At 64.2% G+C, this 15,426-nt stretch carries 13 protein-coding genes; 2 read left to right on the plus strand and 11 right to left on the minus strand.

Annotated features, from left to right (window positions below):
• Positions 1 to 75 precede the first annotated feature (75 nt).
• From JW897_RS05235 to JW897_RS05285, 11 genes are all read right to left on the minus strand, one after another.
• Entirely contained in the window at positions 76 to 1,110 is a 1,035-nt protein-coding gene (locus JW897_RS05235; RefSeq protein ID WP_205465386.1) for an MBL fold metallo-hydrolase, read from the minus strand.
• A 106-nt stretch (positions 1,111 to 1,216) separates the two neighbouring features.
• A complete protein-coding gene (locus JW897_RS05240) occupies positions 1,217 to 2,056 on the minus strand; it encodes an ABC transporter permease subunit (protein ID WP_048413914.1) in 840 nt (279 codons plus the stop codon).
• Positions 2,053 to 2,961 (minus strand): ABC transporter permease subunit, encoded by a 909-nt coding sequence (locus JW897_RS05245; RefSeq protein ID WP_048413915.1) that lies wholly within the window; start codon positions 2,959 to 2,961, stop codon positions 2,053 to 2,055. Before JW897_RS05245 ends, JW897_RS05240 begins: the two co-directional genes overlap by 4 nt.
• A 317-nt stretch (positions 2,962 to 3,278) precedes the next feature.
• A complete protein-coding gene (locus tag JW897_RS05250) occupies positions 3,279 to 4,373 on the minus strand; it encodes a polyamine ABC transporter substrate-binding protein (protein ID WP_205465387.1) in 1,095 nt (364 codons plus the stop codon).
• A gap of 682 nt (positions 4,374 to 5,055) precedes the next feature.
• A complete protein-coding gene (trhP, locus tag JW897_RS05255; protein WP_205465388.1) occupies positions 5,056 to 6,399 on the minus strand; it encodes a prephenate-dependent tRNA uridine(34) hydroxylase TrhP in 1,344 nt (447 codons plus the stop codon).
• Between the two features lie 33 nt (positions 6,400 to 6,432).
• Positions 6,433 to 6,852 (minus strand): hypothetical protein, encoded by a 420-nt coding sequence (locus JW897_RS05260; protein ID WP_048413918.1) that lies wholly within the window; start codon positions 6,850 to 6,852, stop codon positions 6,433 to 6,435.
• Positions 6,853 to 7,018: 166 nt separating this feature from the next.
• Entirely contained in the window at positions 7,019 to 7,234 is a 216-nt protein-coding gene (locus JW897_RS05265; RefSeq protein WP_048413919.1) for a hypothetical protein, read from the minus strand.
• Between the two features lie 32 nt (positions 7,235 to 7,266).
• A complete protein-coding gene (locus JW897_RS05270) occupies positions 7,267 to 8,097 on the minus strand; it encodes a ferritin-like domain-containing protein (protein WP_048413920.1) in 831 nt (276 codons plus the stop codon).
• A gap of 287 nt (positions 8,098 to 8,384) precedes the next feature.
• On the minus strand, positions 8,385 to 12,239 hold the full coding sequence (locus tag JW897_RS05275) for a PAS domain-containing hybrid sensor histidine kinase/response regulator (RefSeq protein WP_205465389.1): 3,855 nt from the start codon (positions 12,237 to 12,239) through the stop codon (positions 8,385 to 8,387).
• Positions 12,240 to 12,249: 10 nt separating this feature from the next.
• On the minus strand, positions 12,250 to 12,981 hold the full coding sequence (locus tag JW897_RS05280) for a response regulator (protein ID WP_048413921.1): 732 nt from the start codon (positions 12,979 to 12,981) through the stop codon (positions 12,250 to 12,252).
• Positions 12,978 to 14,192, minus strand: coding sequence for an EAL domain-containing response regulator (locus JW897_RS05285; RefSeq protein ID WP_205465390.1), 1,215 nt, complete (start codon positions 14,190 to 14,192; stop codon positions 12,978 to 12,980). Before JW897_RS05285 ends, JW897_RS05280 begins: the two co-directional genes overlap by 4 nt.
• Before the next feature lie 207 nt (positions 14,193 to 14,399).
• On the opposite strand from JW897_RS05285, the gene fliW reads away from it, so the two are divergent.
• Together fliW and JW897_RS05295 are read left to right on the plus strand one after the other, a co-directional pair.
• Positions 14,400 to 14,834: a flagellar assembly protein FliW gene (fliW, locus tag JW897_RS05290; RefSeq protein WP_048413923.1), complete on the plus strand. Its 435-nt coding sequence runs from the start codon at positions 14,400 to 14,402 to the stop codon at positions 14,832 to 14,834.
• Positions 14,834 to 15,400, plus strand: coding sequence for a DNA-3-methyladenine glycosylase I (locus tag JW897_RS05295; RefSeq protein ID WP_048413924.1), 567 nt, complete (start codon positions 14,834 to 14,836; stop codon positions 15,398 to 15,400). Before fliW ends, JW897_RS05295 begins: the two co-directional genes overlap by 1 nt.
• The last annotated feature ends 26 nt before the right edge of the window (positions 15,401 to 15,426 follow it).

Below are 15,426 nucleotides of genomic sequence, written 5' to 3' on the forward strand. Positions count from 1 at the left end.
AATGCTTGCGGCCAAGCCATATAGGCAAAGTGCTTGCCGAGCCGCCGCGCTTGGGATTTTCTGCCGGCAATCGGCTCAAAACCAGCGGGTTTCGCCCATGGCCGGCAGTTGAAACACGTCGGCGGGGATATTCCATTGCGCTAAGGCGGCGGCAAGATCGTCCTGCGGCCGATCCAGCGGCTCGTCGGTGAGGATGAAGCTGCCCCAATGCACCGCCCAGGCGGCGCGCGCGCCGGTGTCCAGCAGAATGCGCACCGCCTCCTCCGGGTTCACGTGCTGGGGGCTGAGAAACCAGCGCGGCTCGTAAGCGCCTATCGGCAGCAGGGCGAGATCCACCGCGCCCAGGCGCTCGCCTATCAGCCGGAACAGCTGGTCCTGATAGCCGGTGTCGCCGGGATACCAGAATTGCAGCCCGTCGCCGCGCACGGCGAAGCCGCCCCACAGCGCGCGGTTTTCATCGCCGGCCATCCAGCGCTTGCTCCAGTGGTGGGCCGGCGTCAGTTCCGCCTCCACGCCGTCCAGCCGGCAGCGCTGCCACCAGTCCAGCTCCTGAATGCGCGACGCCGGCACGCCGGCGCGCCGCAAGGTCACGCCCACGCCCAGCGGCGCGGCGAAGCGCGGGCAGCCGGCCGGCTGGCGCGCCAGCCGGCGCACGGTGTTGAAATCCAGATGATCGTAATGATTGTGAGTGATCAGCACCAGATCGATGGCGGGCAGCTCTTGCAGCGCCATCGGCGGCGGCAGCCGCCGCTCCGGCCCGACCCACTGGAACGGCGAGGCGCGGCGCGACCAGATCGGGTCGATCAGAATGTTCTTGCCGCACAACTGAATGAAGCTGGTGGCGTGGGCGACCCAGGTCAGCGACGGCCGCCCCCGGTTGGCCTGCAGCGCGGCCAGCTCCGGCGTCCGGCGCGGGATGCGCTCCAGCCTGTGCGTCACCGCCGGCATGCGGCCGCGCTGCCACTCCCAGCGCAGCACGTCGGCCAGTCTCGGTTGCTGGAACGGGAACAGATTGCGGTAGCCGTCCGCCTGATGATGCGGCTGCCGCGGGTCCGGCCGGTAGACGGGCAGCGACCAGCGGTCTTGCAGCCAGGACTTCAATCGCGACATGACGAAACCATAAGAAAAAGATTCCGGCATTGTCGCCGATGGCGGAGGAAAACGAAAGACGGCCGGCGCCGTCGTCTTGTCGCCCGACGGCGCCGGCCCGCCGCGCTCAGCCTTGGGCGAAGGCCAGCTTCATTTCACGCTCGCGCTTGCGCTCCGCCGCGCGCATGTAGAAGTTGGCGGCGATGACGCCGACGGAGACGAAGAGGATGAACAAGGTGGCCAGCGCGTTCATTTCCGGGTTCAAGCCCAGTCTCACCCGCGAGAAGATCACCATGGGCAAGGTGGTGGAGCCGGGGCCGGACAGGAAGGCGGTCAGCACCAGATCGTCCAGCGACAGCGTGAACGACAGCAGCCAGCCGGAAATCAGCGCCTGCGAGATCAGCGGCAGCGTGATCACGAAGAACACCTTCAGCGGCCGCGCCCCCAGATCCATCGCCGCCTCTTCCAGCGACAGATTGAGCTCCCGCACCCGCGACTGCACCACGATGGCGACATAGGACACGCACAGCATCACATGGCCGATCCAGATGGTGAACACCCCCCTGCCCTCCGGCCAGCCGAAGGCCTGCTCCATGGCGACGAAGAGCAGCAGCAGCGAAATGCCCTGGATCACTTCCGGGATCACCAGCGGCGCGTTGACCATGCCGGCGAACAAGGGAAACAGGCGGAAACGGCCAAAGCGAGCCAGCACGAAGCCGGCCCAGGTGCCGATCACCACCGAGGCGGTGGCCGTCATCAAGGCGATCTTGACGCTGAGCCAGGCCGCGTTGATCAGCTCCTCGTCTTCCAGCAAGGCGGCGTACCACTTGGTGGAGAAACCGGACCACACCGTCACCAGCTTGGACTCGTTGAAGGAAAACAGGATCAGCAGCGCGATGGGCAGATAGAGAAAGGCGTAGCCCAGGCCCAGCACCAGGAAAGACAGCGGCTTGTTCGGCTTGATCATTTGGCGGCCTCCATACTCTTGACTTGGTAATGCTGGAACAGCGCCATCGGCACCAGCAACAGCAGCACCATCACGCAGGTCACTGTCGCCGCCATCGGCCAATCCATATTGTTGAAGAACTCGTCCCACATCACGCGGCCTATCATCAGCGTGTCGGAACCGCCCAGCAGCTCCGGAATCACGTACTCGCCCACCGCCGGGATGAACACCAGCAGGCTGCCGGCGATGATGCCGTTCTTGGACAACGGCAAGGTGACCTGGACGAAGGCCTTCCATGGCTTGGCGCCCAAGTCGTAGGCCGCCTCCAGCAGCCGCAGATCCATTTTCACCAGATGCGCGTACAAGGGCATGATCATGAACGGCAGATAGGAGAACACCATGCCGATATACACCGCCCAATTGGTGTGGTACAGCCGCAGCGGGGTGTCGACGACGCCCAGCCACAGCAGGAACTGATTGAGGAAGCCGTCGTTCTTCAGAATGCCTATCCAGGCGTAGACCCGGATCAGGTAGGAGGTCCAGAACGGCAGGATCACCAGCATCATCAGGGTGTCGCGCGCGCGATCGGAGGCGCGGGCGATGTAGTAGGCCATCGGATAGCCGATCAGCAGACACAGCACCGTGGAGACGAAGGCCATCTTCACCGAGCTGATGTAGGTGGCGAAGTACAAGTCATCGCTGAGCATGAACTTGTAGTGGCTGATGTTCAGCGCGATGGAGAAGACATCGTCTTCCAGCTTGGTGAGCGGGGTGTAAGGCGGGATTCCCAGTTGCTGCTGCGAGAAGCTGATGCCCACCACCAGCAGGAAGGGCAATAGAAAGAATACGAACAGGAATAGAAACGGGATGCCGATGACGGTGGTCCGTCCGCTGGGCAACCATTGTTTTAATTTGAGACTTTTCATGTCAGCACCACGTGGCCGGCGCGTTCCGGCTTGGCTTGCATTGCTTGTTTTGCCGACGGCCCGGCCCGTCTGATGCGGGCGGTGGCGCGGCGGCTTCCTCTTGATCTCTCCTCGGAGTCCGGCCCGGCCCGCTGCGCGCGGGGCCGGGACACCGGCTCCAGGCCACCCACAGCCGGAGGCTGGATGACCCGGGACATGCTCTCCACTCTGCGCCGGACGCGTCCGTCCGCGGGCGTCGCGCGGCGCGGGCCCGGGAGGACGAATCGGCATGGGTTGGGGTCAGGCCCGACGCGGCTGTCGCCGTCCGGGCCCGGCGGTCAATGACCGGTCTTCAACTGCGTCCACAAACGGTTTTGCAGGCGCATGATGTCGGCCGGCAAGGGCTTGAGCAGGAACAGCGTCTTCACCACCGCGTCCGGCGGGTACACCGCCGGGTCATTGGCGATTTCCGGCTTCACGAATTTGCGCGCGGCGGCGTTGGCGGTGGGATAGAACACTTCATTGGTGATCGCGGCGTTGACTTCCGGCGACTGGATGTAATTGATCCATTTGTGCGCGGCCTCGGGATGCGGCGCGTCCTTGGGCACCACCATCACGTCGAACCACAGCGGCGCGCCGGTCTTGGGTATCACATAGGCCAGCTGGTAGGGCCGCTTGGCCTCGCGGGCGCGGTGCTTGGCGATGTTGATGTCGCCGGAGAAGCCCAGCGCCAGGCAGATGTCGCCGTTGGCCAGGTCGTTGATGTAGCCCGAGGAGTTGAACTGGGTGATGTAGGGGCGGATTTTCTTCAGCGCGGCGAAAGCGGCCTGGTAGTCGGCGGGATTCTTGCTGTTCGGGTCCTTGCCCAGGTGGTGCAAGGCGACGGCGAACACGTCGTTGGCCTGATCCAGCACCGACACGCCGCAGCCTTTCAGCTTGGACACGTATTTGGGATCGAACAGGATGTCCCAGCTGTCCAGCGGCGCGTCCTTGCCCAGCGCCGCCTTGACCTTGTTCAGGTTGTAGCCCAGGCCGTCGGTGCCGTAGGCCCAGGGCACGCCGTGCGCGTTGCCGGGGTCCGCGTCGACGATCTTGGCCATCAGCGCCTTGTCCAGATTGGCGAGATTGGGCAGCTTGGACTTGTCCAGCTTCATATAGATGCCGGCCTCGATCTGCTTGGCCATGAAGTTGGAAGTGGGCGCCACGACGTCGTAGCCGGCGCGGCCGGTCAGCATCTTGGCCTGCAAGGTGTCGTCGCTGTCGTAAACGTCGTACTTGACCTTGATGCCGCTCTGTTTTTCAAACCCGGGAATGGTGGACTTGGCGATGTAGTCCGACCAGTTGTACACATTCAGCGCCTTGTCCTCCGCCTGCGCGCCCATCGCGGGGAGCAGCAGCAGCGAACAAAACAGATTGCGAACCAGCTTCTTCATGACAGGTTTCCTTAATGGAAGGCCGCGACCGGCGTAGGCCCGGCCTGACCGACGACAAGTTCAGCGCCGCCCTCTGCGCCCGTTGCCGGGCCATGACGCCGCTCCCTCTCCCCTGGCGGCGAAAGCCGCTCAAGGCCAAACGCGATGCCGGCGCGCCGAAACGCCGCTGCCGACGGCTGCGGACGACGAGCGCCGCTTTGCCAACTTACACCGCATCGCGCGCGATTCCAGCTGTCCGTTCGCTACGATTTGTAAGAACCGGTCCGCGAAATCGTGGACAGCTTGCAAAGCGTCAAGGTGCCAAGGGTCATTTATGGCCTGCGCGCCGCCGGAACGACGACGCGCGAGCCGGGGAAACCTGTGCGGAAAGCCGGCTGGCTCGCCCTGGACAGGCGGTGGCCGGCATCCATCGTCTCCTCTTTGTCTCTCATTTCTCCGCGCCCAGCGTGTGTTTAATAAAATTCACACATCTATCTGTAACGCCCTACCTTTTTAACCATGTTTTTAGAACCGTGCAACTTTTATCGATGCTGCCGCGCAAAAAAATAAACACGCCCGCCACAGGCTGTGCTCACATCGTTAACTATGTTCAACATAAGAGCCTGACGAGGCCGGCGCTCCGCCATAAAAAACGGGCGGCCGCAATGGCCGCCCGTCAGGCGCAACTCCGCGTCGGCGCGGTTCAGAACAAACGCGCCAGCAAAGCCTTTTCCTTGCCCTGCATGCCCGGAATCTTGACCTGCATGCCGTTGCCGGCCGCCACGTCCACCGGCTGATCGTTGCGCGTCATCTGCGCCAGCTCGATGATCTGGTTGCCGCTGGGATGAATCACCTCGATGCGGTCGCCCACCCCGAAGCGGTTTTTCACCTCGATCAGCGCCCAGCCGTCGGCGTCCACCGACAGCACGTCGCCGACGTACTGGCTCTGCTTGGCCTTGGAGTGGCCAGTGAGGTAGTTCTGGTATTCCTGAGTCTGGTGACGCTCCAGGAAGCCCGGGGTGTAGCCGCGATTGGCGAGGCCGTCCAGCTCGGCCAGCAAGCCAAGATCGAACGGGCGGCCGGCCACGGCGTCATCGATGGCCTTGCGGTAGACCTGGGCGGCGCGCGCCACGTAGTACAGGCTCTTGGTGCGGCCTTCGATCTTCAGCGAATCCACGCCTATCTTGGCCAGCTTCTCCACCTGCTCCACCGCGCGCAGGTCCTTGGAGTTCATGATGTAGGTGCCGTGCTCGTCTTCGATGATGGGCATCAGCTCGCCCGGGCGGCTGCCTTCTTCGATCAGATAGGTCTTGTCCGCCAGCGGATGGCGCTCTGCGCCGCCGCAGGAAGCGAAGCTCTGGTTGGCCTCTTCCAGCGCCTTGTTGAAGTCGAACTTGATGGTCTGCACGTCGCCGGCGTCGTCGCCCTGGGTGTCGTGCACCTTGTAGTCCCAGCGGCAGGCGTTGGTACAGGTGCCCTGATTCGGGTCGCGATGGTTGAAATAGCCGGACAGCAGGCAGCGGCCGGAATAGGCGATGCACAGCGCGCCGTGGACGAAGACTTCCAGTTCGATGTCCGGGCATTGCTGACGGATCTCGGCGATTTCGTCCAGGCTCAGCTCGCGCGACAGAATGATGCGCGACACGCCCAGCTTCTGCCAGAATTTGACGCCCATGTAGTTGACGGTATTGGCCTGCACCGACAGATGGATGGGCACTTCCGGCCACTTTTCGCGCACCATCATGATAAGGCCCGGATCGGCCATGATCAGCGCGTCCGGCTTCATCGCGACCACCGGCTCCATATCGGCCATATAGGTCTTGATCTTGCTGTTGTGCGGCAGGATGTTGCTGGCGACGAAGAACAGTTTGCCGCGTGCGTGGGCTTCGTCTATCCCCTGCTTCAGCTCTTCCAGCTTGAAGTCGTTGTTGCGGGCGCGCAGGCTGTAGCGCGGCTGGCCGGCGTAGACCGCGTCGGCGCCGAAGTCGTAGGCGGCGCGCATCTTGTCCAGCGTGCCGGCCGGCAGCAGAAGTTCTGGTGCTTTCATTGTTTATTCTGGTGGGTTCGTTGAGCGGTGGGCTCAGTGCAGCAGACAGGACATCGGCAACGGCTCGCGGTCCGGCTCGACAAAGCCTTTGCGCGCCGACTCGTCGTCCAGGCGCTCTGAAGAATAATGTTGCAGAATCACTGCGCGGGGATCGGCCAGCATGTCCGGGCAGTGGCTGGCGAACGCCTCCCAATCGTCCAGCAACTGCGGCTGGCTGGCCATCCGGCTGTACAGAATCACCAGGATGGCCATGGTCAGGGTATGGTGGTACTTCATCGCCGCGCCGTTCACCATGGCGAAACGGGACAGCGCGCGCGCGCAGCGGGCGGCAGCCTCCGGCGCCGGGTATTGGCGACGATAGGCCCAGGCGGCGTACAGATGCGCGCGATGGTTGAAGTCGGATGCAGGCAGCGCGTTGGTTTCCAATTGGCGCAGGAATGCCTGATGGTCCATGACTCGGTTTCTCCGAAAATTCCAAAAAGCAAAGGCTCCACCCAATGTGGAGCCCTGACCCTTATCGATACGGGGGCGATTATGCGCGGCCTGCCGTAGCCAGTCAAGTCCGCCCGCCGTCCGCAAGCAACACTTTAAGCCGCTGTTTTAAAAATCCTTTTCCGGTTTAAGGTCTTTTCGCCAATGCCAGCAAAGCGCTGAACTGGCAGATCAGGGCCAGCAGCATGGCCAGCGGGCACAGGATGGCCAGCAAGGGGCCGGGACCGCCGTCCAGGCCGCGCCACAGCGCCGAACTGAGCGCAAAGACCAAGGTGCTGAGCAGCAGCACCTTCATGGCGAAGCGCCGCTGCTGCTGCATCTTCTTGAACAAATTCAATAGCATGTTTCGTAGTTCCAGGTAAGGCCGCCGGCATTCTAGCCGGCTGAAGCGGTATCGTCTTCGCACAGCGCGCGCAGCGCGTCCAGCTCCTTGGCTGAAAACCCCGCCCGCTCGCGGGCGGCCAGATTATAGGCCCCGCGGTAAAGCTGGACATCGTGGCGCCGCAGCAGTTCCTGAAAGCACGCTTCCGGCTCCAGCCCCCGCTGCCGGCACAGCCGGCCGAACCAGGCGTTGCCGATGCGCACATGCCCCACTTCCTCGCGCAGGATGACGTCCAGCACCGCCACGCTCGCGTGATCGCCGATGCCGGCCAACCGCCGCTGGATGCCCGGCGTCGCGTCCAGACCGCGCGCCTCCAGCACCCTGGGCACCAGGGCCATGCGCGCCAGCGGGTCGTAATCGGTCTTGCAACTCATCGCCCACAAGCCGTTGTGAGCCGGGAAATCGCCATAGTCGTGCCCCAGCTCCCGCAAACGCCGCAGCAGCAACGAGAAATGACGCGCCTCTTCCGCGGCGACCTGCAGCCAATCGCTGACGAAGGCGTCCGGCATCTCGCGGAAGCGCCAGGCGGCGTCCAGCGCCAGATTGACCGCGTTGAATTCGATGTGGGCGATGGCGTGGAGCAGCGCGGCGTGCCCTTGCCGGTTGGACAGGCTGCGCTTGGGCACCTTGGACGGATGCACCAGTTCCGGCAGCGGAGGACGTCCGGCCTCGGGCAGTGGGTACGGCGGCGGCGCCTCCGCGCGCGGCAAGGCGTCGACGCGCCAGCCGTGCAAGACCTCGACCGCCAGCGCCATCTTGCGCTCGACGTCGCGGCACAGCAGCGCCGCTTCCAGTTGCGGGTAAAGAGATGTCGGCTCGCTCATGGCCGGGCATTCTAGCCGATATCGACGCGCCCCAGCACCTGTTCGAAGTCCAGCGGGCCAGACGAATGCACAAGGGGTACATGAGCATTTTGAGCTAATTTTCAACGTCGTATCGCCGAAGCGCAGCAGACCTGGAACAGGTTCTTAGAGCGTGTTTACGATCTCGCGAGCTAAGGCGAGACAAGGCGAAAACGAGCGAAAAAGCGGAATGTACGAGCGGTACATGAGCATTTTGAGCTGGTTTTTAACGCCGTATCGCCGACGCGCAGCAGATCGTAAACAGGTTCTTAGGCCGGGTTGGTTTCATTCTGCCTGGCCAACCAGGCCTCAAACTCGGCCAACGCGGCGTCGAAGGCCGGCATCAAGGCCGCCACCTGTTCCAGCGACTGCGCCTTGCCGGCTTTTTCCACCGCTTCGGCGGCCGCGCCCAGCGCGTTGGCGCCCACCATGCGGCTGGCGCCCTTGACCCGGTGGGCGGCGAAGCTGACGCGGTCGCTGGAGCCGTCGGCGATGGCGCTGCGCAGCTCGCCCACGTCCTCGGCGTTGCCCTGCTGGAAGTCGCGCAGGATTTCCAGCTCCACCTGCAGATCGCCGTTGCTGTACACCTGCAACACGGAACGGTCCACCGGCCCGCCCTCGGACTCGACGGCGGCGGCCGGCGGAGACGCCGCCTCGCGCGCGCCCTCCGCCGCCGTCCAGCGTTGCAGGGCGGCGGACAGCTCCGCGATCGACAGCGGCTTGGTCAGAAAATCGTCCATGCCGGCGTCCCGGGTCTTGTCCAGCTCTTCCTTGGCGGCGTTGGCGGTGCAGGCGACGATGGGAATATGGCCGCGTTCCGGCTCCTCCTGCTCTCGCGCGCGCACCAGCCGGGCCAGTTGATAGCCGTCTATGCCCGGCATATGGCAATCGGTCAGAATCATCGAGTAGCGGCCGGACTGCCATTTGGCGAAGGCCTGTTCGCCGTCTTCGGCCCATTCCGCCGAATAGCCCAGCTTGTCCAGCTGCTTGAGCGTGAGCTTGCGGTTGGTCGGATTGTCCTCGGCGAACAGAATGGGCAGCAGCCGCTGCTCCGGCGACGGCGCCGCCGTCTCGACCTCCTCCTCGCGCGGCGTCTCCGCCGGCACGTGGACCTGGGGCAGGCTGACCGGAGCCACCACCTGCTCCGACCACTCCGCCTCCAGCAATAGGCGCGCGCAACTGCCCTTGCCCAGCTCGCTCTCCAGCTCCACGTGGCCGCCCATCAGCCCGGCCAGCCGCCGGCAGATGGCCAGGCCCAGGCCGGTGCCGCCGAAGCGCCGGGTGGTGTCCGAGTCCGCCTGGGTGAAAGGCTGGAACAGCCTGGACAGGCTGTCCTCGGACATGCCGATGCCGCTGTCCTCCACTTCGAAGCTGAGCGACTGGTAATTGGCCATGGTGCTGAGCACCTTGACGCGTATCGTCACGCCGCCCTGAGCGGTGAACTTGATCGCGTTGCTGATGAAGTTCTGCAAAATCTGCCGGACGCGCAGCGGGTCCAGCACCAGCGTCGGCGCCAACTGTTCATCCACTTCCAGCTGGAAATCCAGCCCCTTCTTGTAGGCGTTTTCCTGGTACAGGCTGCGGATGCTCTCCAGAAACGGCCGCGTCGCCGTGGGCGCGGTGACGATTTCCAGTTTGTCGGCCTCGATCTTGGAGAAATCCAGGATGTCGTCGATCAGCCGCAGCAGCGTGTGCGCGGAATCGTGTATCGTCGCCACCGCGTCCCGCTGCTCGCCGTCCAGCCGGGTCATGTTCAGCAGTTCCAGCATGCCCAGCACCCCGTTCATCGGCGTGCGGATTTCGTGGCTCATGGTGGCGAGGAAGGCGCTCTTGGCGCGGTTGGCGGCATTGGCCTGGTCCCGCGCCATGCGCAGCTCGAATTCGGCCATCTTGCGCTCGGTGATGTCCAGGCAGGCCAGGATCATCACGCCCTCCACCGTTTCCGTCGCCACCATCTGGCCTTCGAACAACACCCAGATCGGGAGGCCGGCGCCGGTCAGGCACTCCAGTTCGCAGTGAATGCGGGTGCCCTGCCGCATTTGCTGCAAATGTTCGGTCAATTCGATCCAGCCTTGATCCGACGCCATCAGCTCCATCAAGTGCATGCCGACCAGGCCGTAGTCGCCGACGTCGAAGATCATTTCCGCCGTCTGGTTGGAGCGGGAGATCTGCAATTGCTCGTTCAGGCGCAGCAAACCCACCGGGGACGAGGCGAACACCGCCTCCTCCTCCTGCAGCACGGTGCGCAATTGCGCTTCCGACACCTTGCGTCGCGCCTCCTCGTCGTAAAAGCCAAGGATGTTGGCGTAAGCGCCGATCAAGGGCTGCATGCCCACTCCCAGCCGGAACACGTCCGGCTGCTGCATGCACACCGCGGCGGCGACATCGCCGCCCAACATCACCGGCAGGGAGATCCAGGTGGAGCGTTCGCTGAGCAACTGGAACAGCTGGCTGAGCGGCGCGGCCGCGTGCGTCACCTCCTGCAGCGACGGCAATTCCGGCGGCCAGCGGCCGGCCTGCAAACGCAGCGACTGCCCGGCCTCGTCCAAGGGCGACCAGGCCACCAACAGGCACTCGCGGGCGCCGGTATGGTGGCAGAACACGCGATGCAGTTCCTCGAACACCTTGTCGCGCGGCTCCCGCGCCAACAGCATGCCCTCCACCACCGAAATCGCCGACAACAGCTCGACGCTGCGCTCCAGCGAGGTTTCGGCCTGCCGCCTTTGCTGCTCGTTGCGCACCGTCAGCATGCGCCAGCCCTGGTCGCGGCTGTCTCTGAACTGACTGAGCGAGATCGCCACATAGAAGCGCTCGCCGCTGGCGGCCAAGCCCTCCCCGGCCAAGGCCACCGTTTCCTGATCGTTCAGCGCCTGGGTCAGATGCGCGGCGCCGCCCGGCATCTCCAGCAGGCTGTATGCCGACATGCCGTGCAGCGCCGCCTGCGGATAGCCGAACATCTTGCCGGCGCCGGCGTTGGCGATTTCGATCCGCCCGTTGCGGCTGACGATCAACACCGCGTCGCCGGAGGCGTCCAGCATATGCTTCAAGGCGGACAGCGGCCGCAGCACACGGCGCACCATGTAGTACAGCAAGACCAGCACCAGGCCCAGCGCCAACACGCCGAACAGGCCGTCGCGCACCATGCGGAACAGATAGGTGCGCCGGCTGTCGTCTATGCGCTCGGCCGTCATCTTCTCCACCATGCCGAAGGTGCGCCGCAACTCCTCGTCCAGCTCCATCAGGCTGGCCCGAAAATCCGTGGCCTGGCGGAAGGACTGGACGCCGTCTATCTGTTCGTACTGCAGCTTGACCACCAGCTGCAGCTTCAGCGTCAAGGTGGTCAGATTGGTGAACGCGGCCTTCAGCGCATCGTCGTGCACCCCCAGGATCACCGGCCGCAGCTGCTCCACCATGACCATGGCGGAACTGAGGCGGAAGGCCAGATCGTCCTCAATGTCGCGGTTCATCCGGTGCCCCAGCTGCTCGCGCATGATCAAGGCCACCGCGTTGCCGCGCAATTGGCCGCCCAGCTGCCACAGGCTCTGCTTGATCATCATCAGGCTGTTGAGGGTGGGATCGCCCTGGCTGGCCAGTTGCGCCATGTCCGCGGCCAGGATGCCGCCGGCCTCGTTGCGCATCCGCGCGGTGGCCAGGTACAGCAGATTGCTCAACGACTCGTTCTGGAAGTCCGGCTGGCGCAGCAGGACCGTCGCCTCATCGCGCAGCACTTTGAAATCGTGGGCCAGATTGCGCAAGCGGGTCTGGCTGGCGGCGTCCGCCCCGGACATGACGGGAATGGCGGCCAAGGCCAGCACGAATTTGGCGTCGGTGTCGCGGGCCAGCCGCTTCAGCTCGTCCCATTGCTGCGGCGTGGGCGGCGATTTGGCCGTCAGCAGCAGGCGCAGCTTGCCGCTTTCCAGGTTCTCCGCGCTGACCGCCTGATACAAGCCGGAAATGTCTCGATTGAGCTCGGCCACGTGCCGGGCCGTGCGGTAGGATTCCCAGGACTCGTTCAGCAGGCGCAGAATGGCGCCGGTCTGCAACACGCCCAACAATAGGACGATCAGGATCACCGCGCGGCGAATGGATTTGATGTGCTCCTGACGCGGCCTGGAAAACTTCATCGACGACCACTCAATGTTCACGGGAAGACTCGGCTTCGGTCTCGGACACTTCCTCGACGAACAAGCGCAACACGCCGTAGCGATCGCTGAAATCGCGCAGCACCGCGATCTGGTTGGCGGAAATGGCCGCGCCGCGCGGCAGCAGCAAATGGCCCTGCTTGCTGTGCAGGTCCTGGGCCAGCACCGCCCCCGCCTTGACCGTCAGCAAGCTGACCGAGGTGCCCGGCGGCGCCTCGGGCAGCGCCGGGGCGTCGAACAGCCGGCCAAAAACCTTGCGGTCGTATTCGGTGCCGGTGGCGACGCCGTAATAGCTGAAGGGATCGATTTCCGGCCGTTTGCGCTGCATCGCCGCCACGATCGCCTTTTCGACGTCGGCCGGCTTCGGCGGCTTGACCACGAAGCCGTCGGCGTGCAGCTGGCTGGCCAGCACCACATTGCTGCGGTCCGCGTGCCCGGACAAAAACACGAACGGCAGGTTGGAAGGATTCATGGTGTGGCCGCAGCGCAATTCCTTGAGCAGGTCCATGCCGTTCATCGGCGCCATCTGCACGTCGCACAGCACCAGGTCCACCATGCGGATGTCCAGCAAACGCATCGACGCGGTGCCGTCCGCGGTTTGAAAGATGGCGTCGGAACGCACGCCCATGGTCTGCAAAGCCTGGCTGATCAATGAACGCACCAGAGTCTGGTCGTCCACGACCAGTATCCGCATCCGCGAAAAGTCCACCGCCGCAACGCTCATCCCGCGCCTCCTTCCGCCGCCGCGGTTTCCTGGCTCCGCCGCAAATAATCGCTCAATTCGTTCTCGCGCACCGGCAAGGCCATATAAGCGCCCTGCACGCAGGGGCAGCCCATTTCCTGCGCCAGGCTCACGTCCTCTTCCTCATCCGCGCCGCTGGCGGTGATCGCCCCGGGCGGCAGGCCGTAGATGCGCAAGAAGCGCAGCGCCTGCGGGTCAGCGCCCAGCATCGCGCGTATCCATTGCAGGGATTCGACGGGGATGTTCACGTGATCGAACGGCAGCTTGAGCATATTGCTCTGGGTCAGCGATCCGGCGCCGAAATGATCGGCGATCAGCCGGAAACCCAGGTACTTGATCTTGGCGACGTTCTCGAAGGCCTGGGCCGGCGACTGCTGGCCCAGGCCTTCGGCCAGCTCAAAACCCAGCAAGCGCGGCGACACCCCGCGCTGCTGCAACAGCGCGTGGCAGTGATCGAACAGGTTTTCGCTCTCCAGACAGGCCTTGTCTATGCGCACGTTGAAACCGCACTCCTCGCCCAGTCCTTGCTGACGCAGCCCGGCCAGCAGGCCGGCGATGCGCGCCACCAGCTCTTCCAGCACCAGCGCGGAAATCCCCTTGCGGCGCGCCAGCACGCTGAACAGGCCGGCGCTCCACTCCACCCGCCCTTGCGGCCGGATCAGCGCCGTCACGTCGAAGCCGGCGAGCCGGTGACCGGGCAGCCCCAGAATGGGCTCCACCTCCAATTTGAACTCGCCGGAACAGACGTCGGCGAAAAAGCCCTCCACATCCAGTTGCTGCACCTGATAGGCGCGCTCCAGATCGTTGAACACGCTGTTGAGCGCGGTGAGGAAGGATTCCGCCGAATACGGCTTGGACAGGAAACGGGTGCTGCCTATGCCCAGGCTGCAAGCCATCTCGCTGATGGTGTTCAGGGTTTTGCCGTCGTAGCCGGAAATGATCAGCAAGGCCGCCCGGTAGCCAAGCAAGGCCACGTGTTTGATGAAGTCGATGCCGTTCATGCCCGGCATGCCGATGTCGGTGACGATCAGATCGTAGTGGTTCTCGCCTATGCTGCGCAGCGCCTCGGCCGGGTCGCTGAACTCGTCGATGGCCACTTCGTAACGGCTAAAGAAGCTGGCCTGGCGGGAAATCAGTTTCCGCAGCACCAGTTGGTCTTCCAGAATCAGAAACCGCTTTGCTGGCAAGCCCATGGGATCTCCCCCTTAGCGTCGCGCGCGGGCGCCCTGCCGGCCGGCCGCAACCCAATTTAAATACGACATTCGAGTAATATTGATATAGGCCGATAAGCCCGCGCCCACAACCACGGCTTGCAAACTTCCCGCGCGGCGGCTTTACGCTTGTGCAATTGCCGTCGCCGCCATGCATAATGAGAGCATTGTCACGCCAGGAGGCACGCCATGCGGTTCCAGTCCAGCCAGCTCGGCCAAGTCGATATCGACGAGAGCACCGTCATCACCTTCCCGCGCGGCATTCCCGCGCTGGAGAACTGCACCCGCTTCAAGCTGTTTCACAACGCCACCCAGGCTCAGCCCCAGGTGTTCTGGATGCAATCGCTGGACGACCCCGGCGTCATCTTCAGCATCACCACGCCGGAAGCGCTGGACATCCGCTACGAGATCGAACTGGACGACGCCGAAGTCGGCGAGCTGCAATTGCAGCAGCCGCAGGACGTGGCCATCCTGCTGATGCTGAGCAATCAGGCCGATGAGCAGCACCCGGCGCTGTCCACGATGAAGGCGAACATCCGCAATCCGCTGGTGATCAATCTGCAAAGCCGCACCGGCCTGCAAAAAGTGGGGCTGCAGTGCGACATCCTGCTGCATAACCGCTGATGCCGGCTCAGACCCGCTGCGCCTGGTGCGGCGACGACCCGCTCTACGTCGCCTACCACGACGAGGAATGGGGACGGCCGGAACGCGACGACCGCAAGCTGTTCGAGATGCTGATCCTGGAAGGCGCGCAGGCCGGCCTGTCCTGGATCACCATCCTGCGCAAGCGCGACGGCTACCGCCGCGCCTTCCACGGCTTCGACCCGGTCAAGGTGGCGGCGATGGACGACGGCGACGTCGAGCGGCTGATGCAGGACGCCGGCATCGTGCGCAACCGGCTGAAGATCCGGAGCGCCATCCGCAACGCCAAGGTGTTTCTGCAGATGCAGCAACAACACGGCAGCTTCGCCGACTGGCTGTGGGCGCATGTGGACGGCCGGCCGATCTTGCGCCGCCGCGACGACGAGCGGGTGCCCGCCAGCACCGAGCTGTCCGACCGAGTCAGCAAGGCCTTGAAGAAGGCCGGCATGAATTTCGTCGGCAGCACGGTGATCTACGCCTATCTGCAAGCCTGCGGCGTGGTCAACGACCACATGTCCGCCTGCTTTCTCCGCCCCGACCGAGGCTGAGCCCGCCGCGCAAAGAAAAAGCCCGG

Source organism: Chromobacterium alkanivorans (assembly GCF_016937655.1).
Lineage (GTDB): Bacteria > Pseudomonadota > Gammaproteobacteria > Burkholderiales > Chromobacteriaceae > Chromobacterium > Chromobacterium alkanivorans.

Bases quoted from the DNA above. Each gene is read 5' to 3' on its own strand.
- fliW (WP_048413923.1), top strand. From the start codon at position 14,400: ATGCGGTTCCAGTCCAGCCAGCTCGGCCAAGTCGATATCGACGAGAGC.
- trhP (WP_205465388.1), bottom strand. From the start codon at position 6,399: ATGAAAGCACCAGAACTTCTGCTGCCGGCCGGCACGCTGGACAAGATG.
- JW897_RS05245 (WP_048413915.1), bottom strand. From the start codon at position 2,961: ATGAAAAGTCTCAAATTAAAACAATGGTTGCCCAGCGGACGGACCACC.
- JW897_RS05285 (WP_205465390.1), bottom strand. From the start codon at position 14,192: ATGGGCTTGCCAGCAAAGCGGTTTCTGATTCTGGAAGACCAACTGGTG.
- JW897_RS05265 (WP_048413919.1), bottom strand. From the start codon at position 7,234: ATGCTATTGAATTTGTTCAAGAAGATGCAGCAGCAGCGGCGCTTCGCC.
- JW897_RS05295 (WP_048413924.1), top strand. From the start codon at position 14,834: ATGCCGGCTCAGACCCGCTGCGCCTGGTGCGGCGACGACCCGCTCTAC.
- JW897_RS05260 (WP_048413918.1), bottom strand. From the start codon at position 6,852: ATGGACCATCAGGCATTCCTGCGCCAATTGGAAACCAACGCGCTGCCT.
- JW897_RS05270 (WP_048413920.1), bottom strand. From the start codon at position 8,097: ATGAGCGAGCCGACATCTCTTTACCCGCAACTGGAAGCGGCGCTGCTG.
- JW897_RS05235 (WP_205465386.1), bottom strand. From the start codon at position 1,110: ATGTCGCGATTGAAGTCCTGGCTGCAAGACCGCTGGTCGCTGCCCGTC.
- JW897_RS05280 (WP_048413921.1), bottom strand. From the start codon at position 12,981: ATGAGCGTTGCGGCGGTGGACTTTTCGCGGATGCGGATACTGGTCGTG.
- JW897_RS05250 (WP_205465387.1), bottom strand. From the start codon at position 4,373: ATGAAGAAGCTGGTTCGCAATCTGTTTTGTTCGCTGCTGCTGCTCCCC.
- JW897_RS05240 (WP_048413914.1), bottom strand. From the start codon at position 2,056: ATGATCAAGCCGAACAAGCCGCTGTCTTTCCTGGTGCTGGGCCTGGGC.
- JW897_RS05275 (WP_205465389.1), bottom strand. From the start codon at position 12,239: ATGAAGTTTTCCAGGCCGCGTCAGGAGCACATCAAATCCATTCGCCGC.